Genomic DNA, 18334 nt, shown 5'->3' with positions numbered 1-18334 from the left:
CTACTGTAGGAACGCGAGAATCTACTACTTGATTTGTGTTTCTTCTTATAATATTGGTGCCCATATCTTGAAGGGTGATATGGCTTTCCATACTTACGATGATTAACATCACTTGAACTATAGGAACGTCGATGTTGTGTAGGCTTACTCGATGAAAGAATGGATTTCAGTATTTTTTTGATCATATTTTCCCCTCACTTACATTCTTATTAGATACCGATGAGCTATCTAGTTTCGATTTCTATACATATATATACGACAATTTTGAACATAAGTTTCACTTATTTCATAGAATACTAAAGTATTTACAACAAACGAATTCAAATGATTCTTTGAACGACCTATTATTTAGGAGGAAATAAAATCCTTCCATTCCAGGATGAGACCGTGTGTACAATAACGTATTTCTATTCTAAAGAGAATGTGTTAAGGGTGAATGTTTTATATACTTTGTGAATGGGAGAGAAAGATATGTGGCTTTTGCGGAGGCAGCGTGTCGAAGGGAGTACCCTAGGCGCGGGAGACGTAAAGGTAACTTCCAGGCCGCACGAAGAAGAATTACTTTATGAAGAAGTCGGTACTTGAGATTTTTCACTTTTCTTACCGCGGTAAACCAATGTCTGTAAAAAAATCTATATCGACGTTTTACAGAACAATTCTTATCAAAAAATATTAGGGTGATTTACATGGCTATTTTAACAGAAGAACAAGACCACCTCACTGAACTTACTAATAAAATCCAAAGTATCCTAAATGATCATACTCCTCTCGTTTTGACCGACAGAGAGAAGCAAGTAATTAGTATGGTAAAACATACAACAAAGCAAGCAAATAGAAATAATTTAACCAGAACAAATGCATACTTGAGATTTTTTAGCAATCATCAAGAAATTCATTGGTCATTTTTAGCTCATATGGTCTCTAGAAACGGTGGATATAATATGACCGACTTAAAAGGATCATTACTTACACCACTGCTAAAAGATGAGCAAAAAACGATTCTTTTTCACTTTTTAGAAAGAGCAAACTTCTTAATTTTTCATGACGCTTATCCACAACTTCTCCTTTATGAAATAAGTAAAAATGAAGAGGTTCCACTATTTCACCTGCTACCAGCATTTAATGTATCTAAATTTATGATCCCGATTTGGGAGGATTTTTATCTAAATCAACATTCCGAGCTTTTGACATACGGACTCATAACAAATGAACAACAATATATTGAAAAGCACCTTTTGTCGTTGGATCTCACAAAAAAAGCGGTTCTCCAATCTCTTTCCTATCTATTACAGGATCGTCTAGGTTTTACACATGTTATATTTCCATATAAAAAATATCCTTTTTTAAGTCGATTTTCTCTTGCTGGAAAAGAAATTAAAGACTTTTCAGATGTGCAAAATAGAATAAAAATCGGTAAGCAATTATACCATCTTCTATTCACAAAAAATCGTATCCAATCATTTATTTCCTTTGCTTTTAAAGTTGAACATACAGGCTCTAGAGAGGATTATTGGCCCGCTATTTTCTCATCTAAACACCATACTTCGAAACATGTGAGTCCAATACTAAGCAAAGTATGGAACAATGTACATCATTCTATGTTCAAAAAACAAGATTGGTTTTCACATTGGGATTTAGGGAAAACATGGTTTGTCCAGGAAGAGGATACATTTAGAGATATTTCAAAGAACGTTAAAAAAGATATAGCTTTACTTTCCACGTTAAGTAAAGCTAAGACAATACTTTCTTAAGTACAGCAGTTCGCACAATTTTTAAAGTTTAGATTGTATCAAGCTTACCCCTTACTTTTTATTCATTTGTGGCTAAAGCATACCTTGAAGCTCTTTACTAGATAAACCATACGCTCTGACTACCTTGGTCACCTTAGATCAAGGTAATCTAAAAGAGGACGGCCTGTGATTCGTTGCTAGGTGCTTACTTTAGGTGGCGAAGCATATATACCAACAATCGGGTGCATTTTATAGTTTGCTAAGCAATGAAAAAAAGGATGACTTTTGTGCCATCCTTCAAGTATTTACTTCTTAATCAAAATCTTCTCCGTCCATATCCTCATCAATGATACATTTATTCAGAAGGTAATCAAATGTAATATCAGCCAGCTCACCTAACTCATCTTCAGCTGGTACATACCCTCTTTTTGTGAGCTCATTGTAAAAGAACTCCGCAATTTCCTCTGTATCAATAATTACTTCAATTTCCTTCACAATATCGCCCCCTCTATAATTGTTTATGTCCTTACTAGTGGACATATGTCTAGGAAGATTATATTTTTTATCATCACAATTCTATGAAAAAAGGTTTCCGTTATTTAGAAGGATTTTGACAAAAAACACTAGGTAACTGCCAATTGGAGCATATTATTTCTCAGTTTTTTAGAATGATTAAGTATAAAAAATTTCGTTTCATCATATAAGTTTTAGTAAGAGGACAAGCTATTACGATATAGGAGTGAAAAAATGATGAAAATCGAAAAAATGACGGATCACCATTCATATAGCCAAATAACATTTAAGGAAAAATGGATTGTATTTATAGATGGCGAAGGATTTGATACATTCTTAAATAGAGTAATGAAAGGATTATTTGTGGTCATATTGTTTTTTTGCGTCCCTTACCTTCTTTTCATCCTCACTTCTGGTTTTTAATAAGCTTATTTATTGTATCTTTTTAAGCTTTTCATCGCTAGTTTCATCATATCTAAATATTCTTGATCATTAAACATTTGATATAATGTCATATAATCATTATATATATCTAATAACTCATCAATAATCCCTATATTTGATGTTATCATATGGGTATTAAAAGGCACTTGTTCGTCAAATAAAATTTCTGGCTCATCTATCGTATCTGTTTGACTAAACTTAGATAGATAGAATTGTTGCATAAAAGATTCAGCCTCATGATTGCTTATCATTAGGCTCATTTCATCTTCATCCGCTTCAAGCCATTCACCATCAGCCATCCTCGTAAGTTCATATGTTACTTCTTCCCATCCATCTTCTTCATATCTCCAGATTTCCGTTCTAACCCCAACTATTTTAAAGAGTGATTTACCATACTCCTTCACTAATACAATATCACCTATTTGAAATTGCATACTTATGTTCACTTTTTCAGTATCAATAATGGTACCTTCGTAATCCACATAAAGCTGTAAGGTATTTTCATAATACAGGATATCACTATGATTTACTTCGTACACAAACTGATGATCAAGTAAGTGCATTTTTGTAATAGTACCAACAGTTCCGTACATCGTTATCACGACAATATCTCCTATTTTAAACCTTGGTTGATTTTTTTTTGGCTTCACAGATACTCCACTCCTTCTGTCGTGATATGAGGATACGATAGTATATGCGAGATCAATTGATTCGTCATGGGCGTATGGAAGTTTGCTGTCTATGTCGTTTCAATAATGGGCAATCATCGTAGAGGCAAGTTTTGTTCTTTGCTTTCCATTCTAAATTGGCTTATGACCTAGAGGGGCTAGGAGCTGAAGCTGCATGTCTAAGCGTTTACGATGGATGCATCTTATCAATTCCTAAGCAATCTAAAAAACGAGAAGTGCCATTGCACATTCTCGTTCACATCATTTTACAAACCTTTTACTATCTCAATATTATATAGCTCCCAAGCTTCATCAAATATGGACATACTTTTTAGATATTGTCCGTTCATTTCAAGATACGAACTAAGTTCATTGTAATCATCGGTATTTTTCGGAAAGCTATGGTCTAAATAGGCTTCATTCGCAAAACGTGAAATCTCGTCTTTAGGTTTTGGATGACGAAATTTCATTAAAAAATGATAAAAGGATTTCATGCAAATATTCCCCCATAAACAAGATTTTTTAATTATAGCTTTTTAATGGGAAGAAAGAAACCCGTACGGATTTTTATTCTATATGATTAATACAAATAAATTTCATTTCAGACAATTCTTTCACGGCATATTTTATACCTTCTCTGCCAAATCCACTGTCTTTTACCCCACCATATGGCATATGATCTACTCTAAATGTTGGTATATCATTGATCATAATACCACCAGCATGTATTTTTTTAGCGGCCTTAAATGCTTTATGAATATCATCAGTGAATATTCCTGCTTGTAGTCCATATTTTGAATTGTTTAGGCGGGAAATTGCCTCATCTAGTTCTTTGAATGTATTCACAATAATAATTGGAGCAAAAGCTTCCTCACGTGATAATTTACAATCATCAGATACATTTGTTAAGACGGTTGGTTCAACCATTTGATGACCAATTGATTTACCTCCATGAACTAACTTAGCACCATCATTTAATGCTTCTTCTATCCAATTTAAGGTCCTTTCTACATCTTCTTCTGATATTAATGATGCCACATCCGTTTTCTCGTTTAATGGATCTCCTGTAACTAAACTTTTTGTCTGATGGATTAATTCGGATATTACGTCATCATATATTTCTTCATGTACATATAATCTTTGAACAGAGATACACACTTGACCCGAATAAGAAAATGCTCCTTGAACACATCTTTTCACTGAGCTGACAATGTCTTGATGCTTGTCTAAAATAACTCCAGAGTTAGAGCCTAATTCTAACAGAGTTTTCCTCATACCTGCACGTTCTTTTAATGCTTTGCCCACGTTTGGGCTACCAGTAAACGTCAAGGCTTTTATTCTGTTATCAGTTGTGAATAGGTCCCCAATCGTTTTTCCACTACCTGTTACAACGTTCAAAGCACCCTTGGGTAAACCTGCTTGATCAAATAGTTCTGCAATAAAATACGAACTTAATGGTGTCTGTGTTGCAGGCTTTAAAACAACCGTGTTTCCTGCAGCTAATGCAGGACCTAGCTTATGGGCAACCAAATTCATTGGAAAATTAAAAGGTGTAATTGCCCCTACAATACCTAATGGTTCAAATACCGTATAGCCTGTTCTATTTTCACCACCTGGAGCAGCATCCATCATAATAGTTTCTCCTGTCATACGCCTAGCTTCTTCAGCTGCAAATGTATAGGTCATAATTGTTCGGTCTACTTCTGATGTAGCTGCTTTAATAGGTTTACCTGCTTCTTTTGCTATTAACTGAGCAGCAAATTCTTTTTTTTCTTTAAGTAAGTACGCTACTTTATTAAGAATATCTGCCTTATCATAAGCATGCATATCACGCATTTTCTCAAACGCATTCTCAGCAGCATCAATCGCTTTTGTAATTTCCTTTTCATTAGCAACTGCGACATCTGCTAATAACTCTTTAGAATAAGGAGTTATTAATGATTTATACTCCTTTGCCTCAACATGTTCTCCATTTATCCATAAATGTTTCTTCATTTTTACACCTCATTTTAATTGAATGAATGTACCATTCATGCTTAATGGATTTATTCCCCTCACAAAGTCGTATGAAACTTTTTACTACTCTTCATTCAATTTCAAACCCTAAATCCTCAATTAATTTATGATCAATGGTACTATCTTGCCCTTTAGTTGTTAAGTAATCTCCAACAAAAATTGAGTTTGCAGCATATAGCCCTAATGGTTGAAGTGACTTTAAATTTACTTCGCGCCCACCAGATATTCGAATTTCTTTAGTTGGATTAACATACCGAAATAAACAAAGTACTTTTAAACAGTATCTTGGATTTAATTCTTCAGTTCCTTCTAGCGGAGTGCCGTCAATAGCATGTAGAAAGTTAACCGGGATAGAATCTGCATCTAAAGCCTTTAAGTAGAATGCCATATTCACGACATCCTCTAAAGATTCTTTCATACCCACAATAACCCCCGAACATGGAGATATACCACTTTTTTTTACGATTTCAATAGTATTTACTCTATCATTAAAGGAATGTGATGTTGTAATAGAAAGATGATGCTCTTTTGATGTATTTATGTTGTGGTTATATCGATCTACACCTGCACCTTTTAACTTACTCGCTTGCTCAGGTTTCAAGAGTCCCAAACACGCACATATTTTCATTTTATATTTGCCTTTAATTTCTTCAACAGCTGATGTAACATGGTCGATTTCTTTATTCGATGGTCCTCTCCCACTTGCAACAATACAATATGTTCCAACCTTTAAATGATCTGCTTGTTTTGCACCTTGTATAATAGTCTCTTTATCTAACATATTATATTTTTCAATTTGAGCATTAGAAACAATAGACTGTGAGCAATAACCACAGTTTTCCGGACACAAACCAGATTTTGTATTGATAATCATATTTAATTTAACCTTTTTACCATAATAGTGTTTCCTTATTTTAAAAGCCCCATTTAATAATAATAATAGATCATCATCAGAGGATTGCAATATATCTAATGCTTCCCTTTGTGATAATTCTTTACCATCTATTACTTCACCCGCAAGTTTATCCCACACTATTCCATTACCTCCTTCTTTCTCAACTCACTTACATGGTAAGGAATGGATATTTATATGTAAACTATTTTTAAATTAAAGTTTACATATTTGCAAGTACGAGCACTTTTATTAGCAGTGAGTTTATTAGTTAATTACTTTTTCCAGTATTTGGTCCTATTCGCAAACTATCAGTGATCTTGTTTACTTATCATAACAAGGATTAAAAGCGTTAGCGCCTAGGGCTATGTAAAGCGCTCGCACTGACTGACAAAACCCTTCTTCACAATTTTCGTTTCTTAAGCAATAAAAAAAGACTGTAAGCACACCAATTGTTCAAACGCGCTTACAGTCCTAGAGCTTCACTTAAAGAGCCCGATTTTTGTTTTTAGTGTAGGTATGCTGCACCTACGATTATTAGTAAAATGAAAAGCACAACAATTAGCACGAAACTGTTACCGTAGCCACTGTGCCCCTGTGCATAAGGGTACCCGCAATCATAATAGCAATGCATTTATTATTCACTCCTCATTTAGTAAATGCTCTTTCTCTTTACTATATGAAATGGGTGGGTTGTACGGTATGTGCTTTAGCCTATTTATGATAAGCTTTTATGATTCTTCACATCACTTCTCATAAAATTCTATCCACTCTCCTTCTGGTCCTTTAAAGAAGATATAGCGAGCACCATTTGGTAGTCTTGTTGGCTCTGGAAAAATCCACTCTACTTCTAATTTCTCTAGTCTTTTCTTTTCTGCTTCAATATCTGAAACAAGAAAGGCTACGTGGTGAACCTTTCCTTCTTCAGGAAGATTAGGGTTATACCCTTCTATTAATTCAACAATAACTTTTTTATTCATTCCTAAAAAAGCAAGCTTCATCTTTCCATCTGTATGTAGAAATTGATCAAGTAATTCTAACCCAACAATTTCTTTATAGAATGTAATAGAATTTTCAATATGTTTCACTTGAATGCCTACATGTTCAAACCCTAATACTGCCATAACTTTTCTCCTCGTTTTTTTATTTTTCAGCTTCACGATGTATATAAAAACAGATTATTTTCCAATAATCTGTTTTTATATGTGCAAGAAATTTCTACAAAGGTTGGATATAGTTAAGTTAATTAAGAAAATAACTTTTCGTATTTAGCATATCCTTGTTTTGCTAATTCACCTTTTGGAATGAACTTTAATGCAGCAGAATTTATACAGTATCTCAAACCATTAGGACCAGGTCCATCATCAAACACGTGGCCTAAATGGGAATCAGCTGTTTTACTTCTCACTTCAGTACGAACCATGCCATGCGTGGTATCCATCTTTTCAATCACTTCTAAGTCCTCTATTGGTTTAGTAAAGCTTGGCCAACCGCAGCCAGCATCATATTTGTCTCTAGAACTAAATAATGGCTTACCTGATACAATATCTACGTAAATCCCTTCTTCTTCATGATCCCAAAACTCATTACGAAAAGGAGGTTCTGTCCCATTATTTTGAGTCACTTCATATTGCATCGGTGTTAAACTTTTCTGTAAGTCAGCCTTATCATTATTTTTCCAATGTTCTTCAATAAATCGGTCTCTTCCTGAACCTGTTCGATATTGCTTATACCTTCCAGTGCTTTTCTTATAAAAATCTTGGTGATATTCTTCTGCTGGATAAAATGGCTTCGCTTCGATAATCTTTGTTACAATTGGTTTACTAAAACGACCGCTCTTCTCTAAATTCTGCTTCGATAACTCAGCAAGTTCATGTTGCTTTTCATTATGAAAAAAAATGGCTGTTTGGTAAGATTCACCCCTGTCAAAAAATTGACCACCAGCATCTGTAGGATCAATCTGTTGCCAATATAGCTCTAATAATTTCTCATAAGGAAAGATCTCTGGGTTAAATGTTATTTGAACTGCTTCAAGATGGCCTGTTTGATTTGAGCAAACCTCTTCATATGTCGGGTTTTCAGTTTCACCACCTGTATATCCTGAAATAACTGATTCAATGCCTGGTAATTCATCAAATGGTTGTACCATGCACCAAAAACAACCGCCTGCAAATGTTGCCTGTTCTAGAGAATCATTATTCTTCATTAAAAATCTCCCCCTACTCATTTATTCTCCTATTATATAGCATGCTTAAAATGAAACAAAAGTAAACTGCTTTACTAGTTTATTTTCATTTCGAAATAGTATATTCTTGACACAAGCAATCAACTTTTTTAGTCTTAGACATAATGAAGTGATTCACATTTTTTTTGGGGGTTAAAGTATTGGAAGATCGACAGGATAAAATGTATGAGATGGAAGCATTAATGCGTCATGTATATAAAAAGTTACGCCAAGAAATGAATACAGTGTATGAAAATGAATTATCACGTAATGAGTTTTTTATATTAAAAACACTTTTTGAAACAGGATCTAAAAAAGCTTCTGATTTATCGAAGCTATTGAATGTTTCTGCTTCACATATAACAGCTGTTACTGATGTACTGATTGAAAAGGAATGGATTGAGAGAGTAAGATCCGATAAAGACCGTCGAATTGTTGATATCCATTTAACAGAAGAAGGAAAAAAGACGTTAGAATTATTTGAAAAGAAAAAAACGAACTTTTTACTAAATAAATTTGAAAACCTTAATGATGAAGAAATCGAGAGTTTTATTCAAGTTTTGAAAAAACTATAAAGGAGTAGGATCAGTACCGAAAAATTTACATATAAACAACCTAATATAGACATGATAAATGTAACATTTTGTTATTTCTAAAGTAGGAGTGTGAATTTAACGTGACAGCACCATATTTATGTCCTAATTGTAAAACAAATAGAACGAGATTTAACATCATTGACCAAAATGTAAAATCAGTTAAGCTAAATCCACAGACAGGTGAAGTTATTCAAGAAATAAACCAAGCATCACTTGACCCTTTCCATATCCCCTATAACGGGCCCCATTTACGTGTACAATGTGGGACATGTGGACTTATAGAAGATGAGAGGACTTTTGTTAAGAGAGCTGAGTATAACAGCTAAATCAATTCTTTTTAAAGCTAAAAAGGTTATTCCCCTATAAATATGATGCTTTTTTAAAAGGGATCTGTTCTTGAAAGTGGTTTAAGCTGTTATAATCCTCTCTACTACTTATAATGTCTCCCTTAAATACGTTCTAAAGTGTATAGTGCTCTCTCAACCAACTATTTCAAAAACAGCAAGCAAGTAGAGTATTCAAAATTTCTTGCTTGCTGTTTTTTTGATCGTTCATCTCTTTAGATCATTTTGCTATCAATAATATTATCTAAAAAACCCATTAATACCTCGGATAATTCATCAGGTTTTTCAAGCATAGACATGTGGCCACTTTCCTTAATTGTATGTTGACTAATATTCGTACCTGAAACAGAAAAAGTTCGATCCAAAGGTAATATGTCATCTAATTCACCAGCAACAAGTAAAACTGGTAAAGACAGGTTTTTTAATACATGAGTACGATTTGGTCGATTTTTCATTGATTTAAGACATTCAATAGCCCCTAATTCAGATGTTCTGCAGCCAATTTTTTTAACCAGGTCTATTTCATTTGCTAATGTTTCCTGAGAACCAGCAGCAAACAATTTAGGAATAAGCTGTTGAATATAAGGCTTAATACCTTCCTCTTCTATTAAAAGAATTCCATTATCTCGACTTTTTTTTGCCTCATCTGTATCAGGTAATGTAGTTGAATGAACCATAGATAACCCACATAACTTTTCAGGATATTTCTCAGCAAAAGCAATACTTATGTAACCACCTAAAGAGTGACCAATTAGCGTTGCTCTATCAATATGTAAGGATGTTAATAGTTTATCTAAATCATCAGCTAAATCCATGATTTCGAACTCATCTTTAGGTGTACTAGAATGACCATGTCCTCTTATATCAACTGTAATGACTCTATTCTTTGCTACTAACTGAGGAACAATATATTTCCAATATTGACTATCTCCGCAAAAACCATGAATCAATACAACACAATGACCAACACCTTGGTCTGTGTAAGAAATCATATTATCTCCTACGTTAAGTGTATAGTGTTCCATCCTTCACCCTCCGAGTTCATAGTTCAAATGTAATCAAGGGTATCGTACCAAAGATTTGATTACAACTCAAATATAAAAAACGTTAGAAACGAATAAAAGACTGGTTAAAATGATATATGGAAGGTTCGTTAGAATAATGTATAGTATCACTATGAATTTTGACCGGAAAGTCTAATTTTGCAGATGTATTGGAGTGTTTATTGGCAAAAAACGTGGTAAGGTGGAACTGGCTTATCATTCTTTATTAATAATAGGATGCGAAAAGAAATGATAAGCGGAGCCAGGGTAAGACCGAGGCCCACATGCAGAAAATATCTGTATTCAAGTTATAAAATATAAGGTGCTTACTTGATAAGAGTAAAACCTTTTTTTATTTACTCACTATTTTGTGTTATGTTAAAAAACATCTTTTCTTCTCTTCCATCATTTTCTTTTGACTTTTTTTCCTTATTGAATCCCATTTTCCCATCAGATTCGTAACTTAATTTATTAACATTCTTTTTCTTCAACATATTAACCTCCTCAAGCAGGATACAACTTATCCTAACCAAAAAGATTTAAATTTATGACAGACACGCTATGACTGAAGCACCATATTCCATAGAAGGAACAAACTAAACTCCTCTTTTTATTATAATTTAATGTAAATTTAATTGCTAAGATAATAATCAGATATAAATTTATAAAGAAATTGTAAGATTTATGTAAATACAGTATACATGCCTCAATTTTCCATTATTATTAAATTGAACCAACTGGTTCTACTAAAAACATAATTTCGTTACATGGGAGGAAAAGAAAATGAACAAAAGCTTTATGTTAAAAATTGGAGCATCATTACTTGCTGTATTTTTAATGGCTGCATGTAACAACTCAGAAGATACTGAAACAGAAGACACAAACATGGAAGAAACAGAAGAGACTGAAGAAGGTACAGAAGAAGGCACTGAAGAACAATCTGAAGAAACAGCTGAATAATAAGATAAAAGAATAAGTACGACTGCCTGTCGCACAAAAAGAGAGAGGACGCCCTCTCTCTTTTCATCAACTTTCATTTTGTTTTTCGTCTTTAATATGCCAGCTAAACATTGATGCACTTAAAAAAAGTGTGCAGTAGCCAATATTTAAATAAACTTCATCCATATTTTCTGCATTATATTGTTGGAAGGCAATTCCACCGAAAATAATGGCAATGAGCATTGCGATCATACTAACTATCGTATATTTATTTTTCATTTTGTAACCCCCCAGATCCTTTTCGTTCATACATATTTTATTTTTCTATTTCTTGAGATATGATTTTTGCTTGATCATTTTCATATGCAATTAAAAAAGAGATTTCTTCTGTTTTTATAACCTCTTCTTGATTTTCTCTTGTCGTAATGGACAAACTAGTTTGAACTTCAACCTCATTTCCTTTATCTTCAGTTGTCAATTTTTCGATCCTAATATTGGTTATGTCCAAATATTTTTTGCGAAAGGTATCGTAATCCATTTCTGATTGCCAATCACTTCCTAAAAGCGAGTAAGCAGTCACGAAGTCTTTAAAATTAATACTTTCAATAAAGTAGCTTATTACGTAGTCCGATGTTTCAAGCATTTTATTTTTATCTATTTGTTGTGAGACATCAAACGATTTAATCGAAGGTAAATTTCTCATTGGTGTTTCGGACCACACATTGACTAAAGGAAGTATAGTACTAATTGGTATACTAAATCCAATGCTTCCTTGCTCAATTCTAGCAGAATTTATCCCAATTACATGACCAGTTTTACGATCTATTAGAGGTCCACCACTATTTCCGGGAGCAATAGGTGCTGAAATTTGATAGACATTCTCATATACATACGGTTCTACATGTAGCTCTCTGTCGGTACCACTAATAATTCCAGTTGTTACTGTATTCTGAAAGCCTAACGGACTTCCTAATGCTAAAATCTCATCTCCTATTTCAACAGACAGACTTGGCGAAAGAGGCAACGGATCAATTCCTTCTAACCCTTCGACCCTAATTAACGCTACATCTGTTTCAGTACTTATCCCTATAACTTGTCCATCATAACCTTTTGCATCCGTTGTTCTAATTTTGACTGAAGCAGCTCCGTCAACGACATGAGCATTCGTAATGATGTCTCCTCGATCATTAAATAAAAATCCTGAGCCTACTGTACCATCATCAAGCTCTACCATCACTACTTTTTTTTGAGCTTCTCTAATTATGTCTTTAATTTCAGGTATTATTTGTCTATCATTCTCATTTTCTGTGTTTAATATCATAGATTCAGCTTGAATCTTAGATGATGCTTCATCTTTTATATAGATAAATCCAAAACTACCTAGTAGTAAAATAAGTATGGATAGTATCATACTAAATTTTAATCTTCTAGTCATATATTATCCTTTCTTTTCTTCAAGAAGCCAAGAGATTTTTTTGATTTCTATTTTTGCATCTTTCTTTGTAGAATAAGTAACATGTTCGAAATTACCAGACTCACCTGGATCTAATTTATTTGGGAACACATTCGTCTTTCCTGCTTCAATCAGTTTTCCTTCATTGTTTTTCACATCAAACTCCACAATAATAGAATGAACACCTTCTGTTCCATTGTTAATGACAGAACCATCAATATACGCATCTCCAAATTTATCAACCTTTAGCTGTACGTCAACTAATCCAACAGCTTTTGTTAAATTATGTTGTTGCTCTTCTTCAGCGGCAATAATTGCTTTTGATATCCGTTCTTGCTCTGCCTCTTCAAACGACAATTTTTCACTTATTATTCTATCTTTTAACGATAACAATTTATCATTATTGACGACATATTGTAATGCAGTATCCACTTCAAATAATGCTTGACTAAAATGCTTTTTCTCAAGACTTGATTCAGCTTCAGCAGAACTAATCATAATCATCTTCGTATAAATTTGCTGCTTTAACTCCGACGCTTCCTGTAATTCTAATGAATACAACGTTGACAATTTCTTTGCAAGTTCATCAATAGTAGAAAGCTCAGTAATTTCTTCCTTTAATTCCCCTATCTTCACACTTGATTCAGCTTTTTCAATCTCATATGTTAATTTGACAAATAAAGGTGATTCATTTTTATCCACTTGCTTCTTCAATGTTGTAATTTTCTTTTTAGCGTCTACAAATTGTTCATTCATTATATTCTTTTCAACACTCGAGAGGTCTTCATTCAATTCAATAACTGCTTCTACTAATTTCTCTTCATTCTTTAGCGTTTCATAATTTTCTCGATAGGAAAGTCCTTTCTTTATTAAGCGAAGGGCTTCTTCATATTCACCTGATAAAGCAGCTCTTTCAGCCAAATTTTGATAGTTTAAGACTTTCTTATTAACATTTGATTCTATATGATACACTGTTATCAGTGCCGTAATGACTATCGTTAAACTTATAACAGGCATAATTATTGAAATGATGGTAAGCTTTTTCCTTTTTATCTGGTCAAAAAATAACTTCTTACCACATATAGGGCAATAGTTAGCACGTTTGTCAATATTACCTTCACCGCAGTTAGGACAAAACAATTAATTACCTCCCTAATGTTACACGCATCAATATTCCTCTTTTTTCGACATTTCCTTTTATTAAGTATACATGTTTAACATAAATGATACTAGACCATCAATAGGGGGAAATTCGTACCATTTTTTATTCATATACATACATAATTTTCTAGCATTTATTAAAAACCTTGGATAGAAAATATAAGAAAAACGCGTGGCCCCCTATTTGGACCATCACCATGCTAATAGAAACAGGCTACTTTCTTTCAATTGCTATTTGACTTATGAAACAAGCGTATGGAGCTTAAAGTAACTAACTACTACTAAGGCTACTAAGTACAAAATTTCACACTTTCTTACCTTAATAATAGGCTGTGAAACTTAGTTGTTGATTCCGTTAGAGACATTCAGTAAAGAGCAAAAATTAACAGTAAACATAAACACACCCTATAAACAAGCTCAGGGCGCCTTTGTCAATCTCGGGCAATAAGACGATTTAGAATAGAAGGTGTCTATACGATTAATTTTTAAATGACTTGTGACCGATGACTATGCACTATAGCTAGGTGTCTTAAGGACTTAGTCACAAACGGTGCATTTCATAGGTTCCTAAGGAAAAATAAAAAAAAGAGGCTGGGACAAAACAAAGAGCCAGGCACCCTCCGATACAATCTATTGTGTGCACTAGATAAATCAGTGCGTACATATAGTCGTTACGATAAGGTGCCAGGCACTTCTGTCCCAGCCTCTTTCCTTTGTCAAAAGCTCCCTAGCAGGCAACCTTTTTGAGAAGTGATTTATGGCAATGGTACAAATAAAGTAAATGTGATATCGTCATTTTTCAGATCAAAACTCTTCGCTCTTGCACTTAATCCATTCTCAAATGTGACTTCATCCAAATTAATCTGAATGCGTTTTTCATTGGGTTCAACGACTACATAATTTGGCAGTTCGTAGAAGTTATTCATATACTTTAACACATAAGATATAGGTAATTTCAATTGTCCTATAGAAAGCTCTTGGACTAACAGTTGCACATTCCCATTATCAGTAACAACTGGCTCAAGAAATAACTTCATTTGAATATCCTTACTGAATGCCTTTATAGTTCCATTTACATAAACATTTTCTTGAAGATCCACACTATATTGTAAGTTTTCTTGTTGTGCTTCTTTTTCTAAATAGTGATTAATCAAATTTGTTAAATCGGTTTTTTGAGTACGAATTAAGAAAGGAACATTACCATCTTCCTGAACATTTACCTTCTTTTCTTCCTCCACACCTACGTTCGTTGGTATAAAAAGAAAAGATAAAATGAGAACGAACGTCACTAAATTAATTGCAGCTAAAACGAAGAATGCTACTTTCCATCTTTTCATTATTCATCACTCTTCTCTAATAGATCATCTTGTTCTTCAGTCAATGCTTCATATATTCTGTCTGCCATTAATGAATACCCTATTCCATTTGGATGAAACTCATCTTCTTTATCTAATAATTTATTATCAGTCGCATTAGCGAAAATATCCTCTACTGGAACATATAGAGAATTTGAATCATTAGCTAAAATTTCGCTAGAGGAAAGATTCCACTCAGATACAATATTATCTATTTCAGTGAGTTCCGGTAACAAAAATTTAAATGGATTATATAAGCCACTATACACAATTTTAACATCAGGATTATAAGATCGAATTGTGTCTACTATTTCATTAAAGTTCCTTACATAATTAATCTGTTCCTCTCTAAATGGCTTAAAGTCTAATGAAAGTATATTTTGTTTAACTACATTCATTATATCATTTCCACCTATTGTCATAAAAATGAGATCTGCTTCTTTCAATGATGAAGCAACCTCTTCTTCCTCTAATTTTTTTAAAAGGTTCGTTGTTTTATGACCTTTCACACCGTAATTTGTTAGGTTTATATCCTTTATTGTATCATTTTGCTTTAATAATTCCGATACTCGACCAAGATAGCCACCTTCATCCATGTTATCCCCTACACCTTTTGTTAAAGAGTCTCCTATTCCAACTACATTAAGAGTTATCGGTACAAACTCTTCGGGAGGGTTTTCCTTTTCCATAATAGAAACTGGTTTATTTGATAAGGTGGTATTGATTCCATTTGAACAGCCGATCGCAATCATGGTAAAACATAATACACTAAGTAAACCTATTTTTCGAATCATATTCATCACCTTTTTTATCACATTGATTATTTTCAGACTAAAATATTAGTTTATCAAAATATGATTATCTCAACAATCCTTCTATTCTTAGGGAACCAAATTTATTCTGTAGGAGGGCATTTATCTCGTATTAACGTAGATTTTCACACAATTTGTTATAGAAGAGTTCTTGTGAAAAAAGGCTTTTTTCGCATAGAGTGTTTTTTCTGAAATGAATACTACATGCATCCATTTCTTAAATATCAGCTATACCTTACACTACACTTATTAAAAAAACAATAAAGTTTACCTAAAAAAGAGCCTTACCACTCCCAATTTTTCGCTAATACGTTTTATACCTTGACGTACATTTTACATAATTACTAATTACATTGTCAGTATAAAACATCAGCATAACAAATGGAAAGGAACTTGGCTCTTATCGTACTATTCTTGTGAATTTAAGACCTTTATATCAGATATAATTTGATCATACGGAGTATCAGTCACCCCGCTATAATCCTTCATTACTACACCATTTTGATCGATTAAGAAGAAATTAGACGTATGAATGACTTGCTCACTTTCTTTAGGCTTTTGGACAATTACCTTAAAGTTCTTTAAAGCAAACTCTTCAATTACTGATTGGTCATACCCTGTTAGGAAATCCCACTTGTTGAAGTTGATGGAATAATTAGATGCAAACTCTTTTATTTTATCTGGTGTATCATTTTCCGGATCCACACTAAATGAAATAACTTTAACTTCTAAGCCCTCTGCCTCAATCATATTTTGCAATTCTTTCATGTGAGCTGTCATCGGCGGACAGACAGTGTCACAATTTGTAAAAATAAAATCGGCAAGCCAAATATCTCCTTTAAGACTATTAAGGCTAACAATTTCACCATCTTGATTTTCAAACTCAAAATCTTTAACCTCGTAGTTTAATGGGTCACTAATTGAAGAAGAGCTTGAGCATCCTGTTAAAACAACGAACATAACTACCAAAAATAATATATGTATGTTACTACCCTTCACATTTTTCACCTCTCATTTCTAGGTACATATAAAATTTTATCAAATCCATCACCTATATGAAAGCTAAACAATGTGAAGGTTTTCCAACTTATTTATTAGTAAACGTATTATACACATTATTAATAAACTTCTGGTAATCAAACTCAAGTGCAATATCATGAATAGGATAATCAGCTAATTCCTTATAAGGTCTAAAATCTCCGATACTGACCCCTCTTGTTTCTCCATCTGTTGTACTTATATCAACAGGTTTTTTTATAAATTTAAACGCCTCATTATTAGCTACAGCCCAAAATGTTAACAAGTCATGCAATGGCCCCCCAACACTATTTGGGTCCCTTTGTTTATACCAATTTGAATAATACGTAATCATTGGTTTTAACAATAAACCTGCTTTATCATTCATTTTCATGAAATAACTGTTTAATTGGTTGATAATTTCATTCGGCAGGATAGCATAATTCGTCACGTTTAATGGGAAGATTTTAACATTCGTTGCACAATCTAGTACCAAATTAGCAGCGTAATGATCACTATAAAAGTTTGCTTCAGCTAATGGAGACGAGTTACCAGGGTATAAAAATGCTCCTCCCATAATATATATCTCTTTCACACTCTCTAATGTGTTTGGATATAGGACAAATGCTGTAGCTAACGATGTTAATCTCCCTACATTTACAATAATTAACTCATCCTTATATGTTTCAATGATTGAAATGATTTCATGAAAGTTTTCAAATTCAGTTATTTCTCCATTTACTTCAGGTATTATAGGACCCAAGCCATACTCACCGTGTATTTGGGGGTAATAAATTGGAGTTTCACCTGTTAACGGGCGAACGGCTCCACCTATTATTGGAATTCTCACATTTAATAATTGCTGGATATACGTAGCAGATACTAACGCATTTTGTTTTGAAATATTTCCATAGTCAACAACAATCCCCACTACTTCAATTTCTTCACTATAATAAGCGTATAAAAGCGAAACGATGTCATCAACTCCATAATCACCAATAAACAACACTTTCTTTGTAATTGCACCCACCGCCCTTTTTTGTACTATGTATATGATGCTCAAAGAAAGTTATTTCAACATGAGGAAATATTATGAAGCGGGAAACTTTAAAGAAGCATTTACTACC

At 33.3% G+C, this 18334-nt stretch carries 22 protein-coding genes and 1 pseudogene; 5 read left to right on the top strand and 18 right to left on the bottom strand.

Annotated features, from left to right (window positions below; all coding sequences use genetic code 11):
• Positions 1–686 precede the first annotated feature (686 nt).
• Positions 687–1751: a DUF2515 family protein gene (locus A9C19_RS08295; RefSeq protein ID WP_072579509.1), complete on the top strand. Its 1065-nt coding sequence runs from the start codon at positions 687–689 to the stop codon at positions 1749–1751.
• A 291-nt stretch (positions 1752–2042) separates the two neighbouring features.
• Here the strand turns inward: A9C19_RS08295 and A9C19_RS08290 are convergent, their stop codons facing one another.
• Complete coding sequence (locus A9C19_RS08290) at positions 2043–2225, bottom strand: YozD family protein (protein WP_072579508.1); 183 nt, start codon at positions 2223–2225, stop codon at positions 2043–2045.
• A gap of 252 nt (positions 2226–2477) precedes the next feature.
• On the opposite strand from A9C19_RS08290, the gene A9C19_RS08285 reads away from it, so the two are divergent.
• Complete coding sequence (locus A9C19_RS08285; protein WP_072579507.1) at positions 2478–2666, top strand: hypothetical protein; 189 nt, start codon at positions 2478–2480, stop codon at positions 2664–2666.
• Between the two features lie 5 nt (positions 2667–2671).
• On the opposite strand, the gene A9C19_RS08280 is transcribed toward A9C19_RS08285, so the two are convergent.
• The 8 genes and pseudogenes from A9C19_RS08280 to msrA form a co-directional block, all read right to left on the bottom strand.
• Entirely contained in the window at positions 2672–3280 is a 609-nt protein-coding gene (locus A9C19_RS08280) for a hypothetical protein (protein ID WP_072581801.1), read from the bottom strand.
• A gap of 341 nt (positions 3281–3621) precedes the next feature.
• Positions 3622–3849: a YozE family protein gene (locus A9C19_RS08275; RefSeq protein ID WP_072579506.1), complete on the bottom strand. Its 228-nt coding sequence runs from the start codon at positions 3847–3849 to the stop codon at positions 3622–3624.
• A gap of 73 nt (positions 3850–3922) precedes the next feature.
• Complete coding sequence (locus A9C19_RS08270) at positions 3923–5350, bottom strand: aldehyde dehydrogenase family protein (protein WP_072579505.1); 1428 nt, start codon at positions 5348–5350, stop codon at positions 3923–3925.
• 91 nt (positions 5351–5441) lie between these two features.
• Positions 5442–6407 carry a biotin synthase BioB gene (gene bioB / locus A9C19_RS08265; RefSeq protein WP_072579504.1) on the bottom strand — a complete coding sequence of 322 codons (966 nt, stop codon included), beginning with the start codon at positions 6405–6407 and terminating at the stop codon, positions 5442–5444.
• 364 nt (positions 6408–6771) lie between these two features.
• Positions 6772–6897 carry a YjcZ family sporulation protein gene (locus tag A9C19_RS08260; RefSeq protein WP_072579503.1) on the bottom strand — a complete coding sequence of 42 codons (126 nt, stop codon included), beginning with the start codon at positions 6895–6897 and terminating at the stop codon, positions 6772–6774.
• Between the two features lie 112 nt (positions 6898–7009).
• Positions 7010–7387, bottom strand: coding sequence for a VOC family protein (locus tag A9C19_RS08255; RefSeq protein WP_072579502.1), 378 nt, complete (start codon positions 7385–7387; stop codon positions 7010–7012).
• Positions 7388–7509: 122 nt separating this feature from the next.
• A complete protein-coding gene (msrB, locus tag A9C19_RS22720) occupies positions 7510–7956 on the bottom strand; it encodes a peptide-methionine (R)-S-oxide reductase MsrB (protein ID WP_420835822.1) in 447 nt (148 codons plus the stop codon).
• A 45-nt stretch (positions 7957–8001) separates the two neighbouring features.
• Positions 8002–8469: pseudogene (msrA, locus tag A9C19_RS22715) on the bottom strand (peptide-methionine (S)-S-oxide reductase MsrA); the annotation flags it as partial.
• Between the two features lie 179 nt (positions 8470–8648).
• Between msrA and A9C19_RS08245 the strand changes: the two are divergent.
• Positions 8649–9062, top strand: coding sequence for a MarR family winged helix-turn-helix transcriptional regulator (locus A9C19_RS08245; protein WP_072579500.1), 414 nt, complete (start codon positions 8649–8651; stop codon positions 9060–9062).
• 101 nt (positions 9063–9163) lie between these two features.
• Entirely contained in the window at positions 9164–9409 is a 246-nt protein-coding gene (locus A9C19_RS08240) for a DNA alkylation repair protein (RefSeq protein ID WP_072579499.1), read from the top strand.
• A 233-nt stretch (positions 9410–9642) separates the two neighbouring features.
• Here A9C19_RS08240 and A9C19_RS08235 read toward each other — a convergent pair whose 3' ends face one another.
• Together A9C19_RS08235 and A9C19_RS21705 are read right to left on the bottom strand one after the other, a co-directional pair.
• On the bottom strand, positions 9643–10452 hold the full coding sequence (locus A9C19_RS08235; RefSeq protein ID WP_072579498.1) for an alpha/beta fold hydrolase: 810 nt from the start codon (positions 10450–10452) through the stop codon (positions 9643–9645).
• A gap of 374 nt (positions 10453–10826) precedes the next feature.
• On the bottom strand, positions 10827–10964 hold the full coding sequence (locus tag A9C19_RS21705; RefSeq protein WP_158515067.1) for a hypothetical protein: 138 nt from the start codon (positions 10962–10964) through the stop codon (positions 10827–10829).
• Positions 10965–11253: 289 nt separating this feature from the next.
• On the opposite strand from A9C19_RS21705, the gene A9C19_RS21700 reads away from it, so the two are divergent.
• On the top strand, positions 11254–11430 hold the full coding sequence (locus tag A9C19_RS21700; RefSeq protein ID WP_158515066.1) for a hypothetical protein: 177 nt from the start codon (positions 11254–11256) through the stop codon (positions 11428–11430).
• 66 nt (positions 11431–11496) lie between these two features.
• Here A9C19_RS21700 and ypmT read toward each other — a convergent pair whose 3' ends face one another.
• The 7 genes from ypmT to A9C19_RS08200 form a co-directional block, all read right to left on the bottom strand.
• Positions 11497–11688, bottom strand: a complete 192-nt coding sequence (ypmT, locus tag A9C19_RS08230; RefSeq protein WP_072579497.1) for a protein YpmT — start codon at positions 11686–11688, stop codon at positions 11497–11499.
• 37 nt (positions 11689–11725) lie between these two features.
• Complete coding sequence (locus A9C19_RS08225; RefSeq protein WP_072579496.1) at positions 11726–12844, bottom strand: S1C family serine protease; 1119 nt, start codon at positions 12842–12844, stop codon at positions 11726–11728.
• Positions 12845–12847: 3 nt separating this feature from the next.
• Positions 12848–14002, bottom strand: coding sequence for an FxLYD domain-containing protein (locus A9C19_RS08220; RefSeq protein WP_072579495.1), 1155 nt, complete (start codon positions 14000–14002; stop codon positions 12848–12850).
• Positions 14003–14778: 776 nt separating this feature from the next.
• Positions 14779–15360 (bottom strand): YpmS family protein, encoded by a 582-nt coding sequence (locus A9C19_RS08215; RefSeq protein ID WP_072579494.1) that lies wholly within the window; start codon positions 15358–15360, stop codon positions 14779–14781.
• Complete coding sequence (locus A9C19_RS08210; protein WP_072579493.1) at positions 15360–16172, bottom strand: SGNH/GDSL hydrolase family protein; 813 nt, start codon at positions 16170–16172, stop codon at positions 15360–15362. Before A9C19_RS08210 ends, A9C19_RS08215 begins: the two co-directional genes overlap by 1 nt.
• 426 nt (positions 16173–16598) lie before the next feature.
• The gene (locus A9C19_RS08205) at positions 16599–17198 is read right to left on the bottom strand and encodes an SCO family protein (protein ID WP_158515065.1); all 600 of its coding nucleotides are present in this window, start codon (positions 17196–17198) and stop codon (positions 16599–16601) included.
• Between the two features lie 79 nt (positions 17199–17277).
• Positions 17278–18237, bottom strand: coding sequence for a nucleoside hydrolase (locus A9C19_RS08200; RefSeq protein WP_233499253.1), 960 nt, complete (start codon positions 18235–18237; stop codon positions 17278–17280).
• Positions 18238–18334: the final 97 nt, after the last annotated feature.

The sequence above is a fragment of the Bacillus weihaiensis genome (assembly GCF_001889165.1).
Classification (GTDB): Bacteria; Bacillota; Bacilli; order Bacillales; family Bacillaceae; genus Metabacillus; species Metabacillus weihaiensis.
The sequence above is the reverse complement of the archived record's forward strand: the minus strand, read 5'-3'. Positions and strand labels throughout refer to the sequence as shown.

What these genes read in the sequence shown, in the direction of transcription:
- ypmT (WP_072579497.1), bottom strand. Translation starts at nt 11,688, where the DNA reads ATGAAAAATAAATATACGATAGTTAGTATGATCGCAATGCTCATTGCC.
- A9C19_RS08295 (WP_072579509.1), top strand. Translation starts at nt 687, where the DNA reads ATGGCTATTTTAACAGAAGAACAAGACCACCTCACTGAACTTACTAAT.
- A9C19_RS08270 (WP_072579505.1), bottom strand. Translation starts at nt 5,350, where the DNA reads ATGAAGAAACATTTATGGATAAATGGAGAACATGTTGAGGCAAAGGAG.
- A9C19_RS21700 (WP_158515066.1), top strand. Translation starts at nt 11,254, where the DNA reads ATGAACAAAAGCTTTATGTTAAAAATTGGAGCATCATTACTTGCTGTA.
- A9C19_RS08255 (WP_072579502.1), bottom strand. Translation starts at nt 7,387, where the DNA reads ATGGCAGTATTAGGGTTTGAACATGTAGGCATTCAAGTGAAACATATT.
- A9C19_RS21705 (WP_158515067.1), bottom strand. Translation starts at nt 10,964, where the DNA reads ATGTTGAAGAAAAAGAATGTTAATAAATTAAGTTACGAATCTGATGGG.
- A9C19_RS08210 (WP_072579493.1), bottom strand. Translation starts at nt 16,172, where the DNA reads ATGATTCGAAAAATAGGTTTACTTAGTGTATTATGTTTTACCATGATT.
- A9C19_RS08285 (WP_072579507.1), top strand. Translation starts at nt 2,478, where the DNA reads ATGATGAAAATCGAAAAAATGACGGATCACCATTCATATAGCCAAATA.
- A9C19_RS08225 (WP_072579496.1), bottom strand. Translation starts at nt 12,844, where the DNA reads ATGACTAGAAGATTAAAATTTAGTATGATACTATCCATACTTATTTTA.
- A9C19_RS08235 (WP_072579498.1), bottom strand. Translation starts at nt 10,452, where the DNA reads ATGGAACACTATACACTTAACGTAGGAGATAATATGATTTCTTACACA.
- A9C19_RS08275 (WP_072579506.1), bottom strand. Translation starts at nt 3,849, where the DNA reads ATGAAATCCTTTTATCATTTTTTAATGAAATTTCGTCATCCAAAACCT.
- A9C19_RS08280 (WP_072581801.1), bottom strand. Translation starts at nt 3,280, where the DNA reads ATGTACGGAACTGTTGGTACTATTACAAAAATGCACTTACTTGATCAT.
- A9C19_RS08215 (WP_072579494.1), bottom strand. Translation starts at nt 15,360, where the DNA reads ATGAAAAGATGGAAAGTAGCATTCTTCGTTTTAGCTGCAATTAATTTA.
- A9C19_RS08260 (WP_072579503.1), bottom strand. Translation starts at nt 6,897, where the DNA reads ATGCATTGCTATTATGATTGCGGGTACCCTTATGCACAGGGGCACAGT.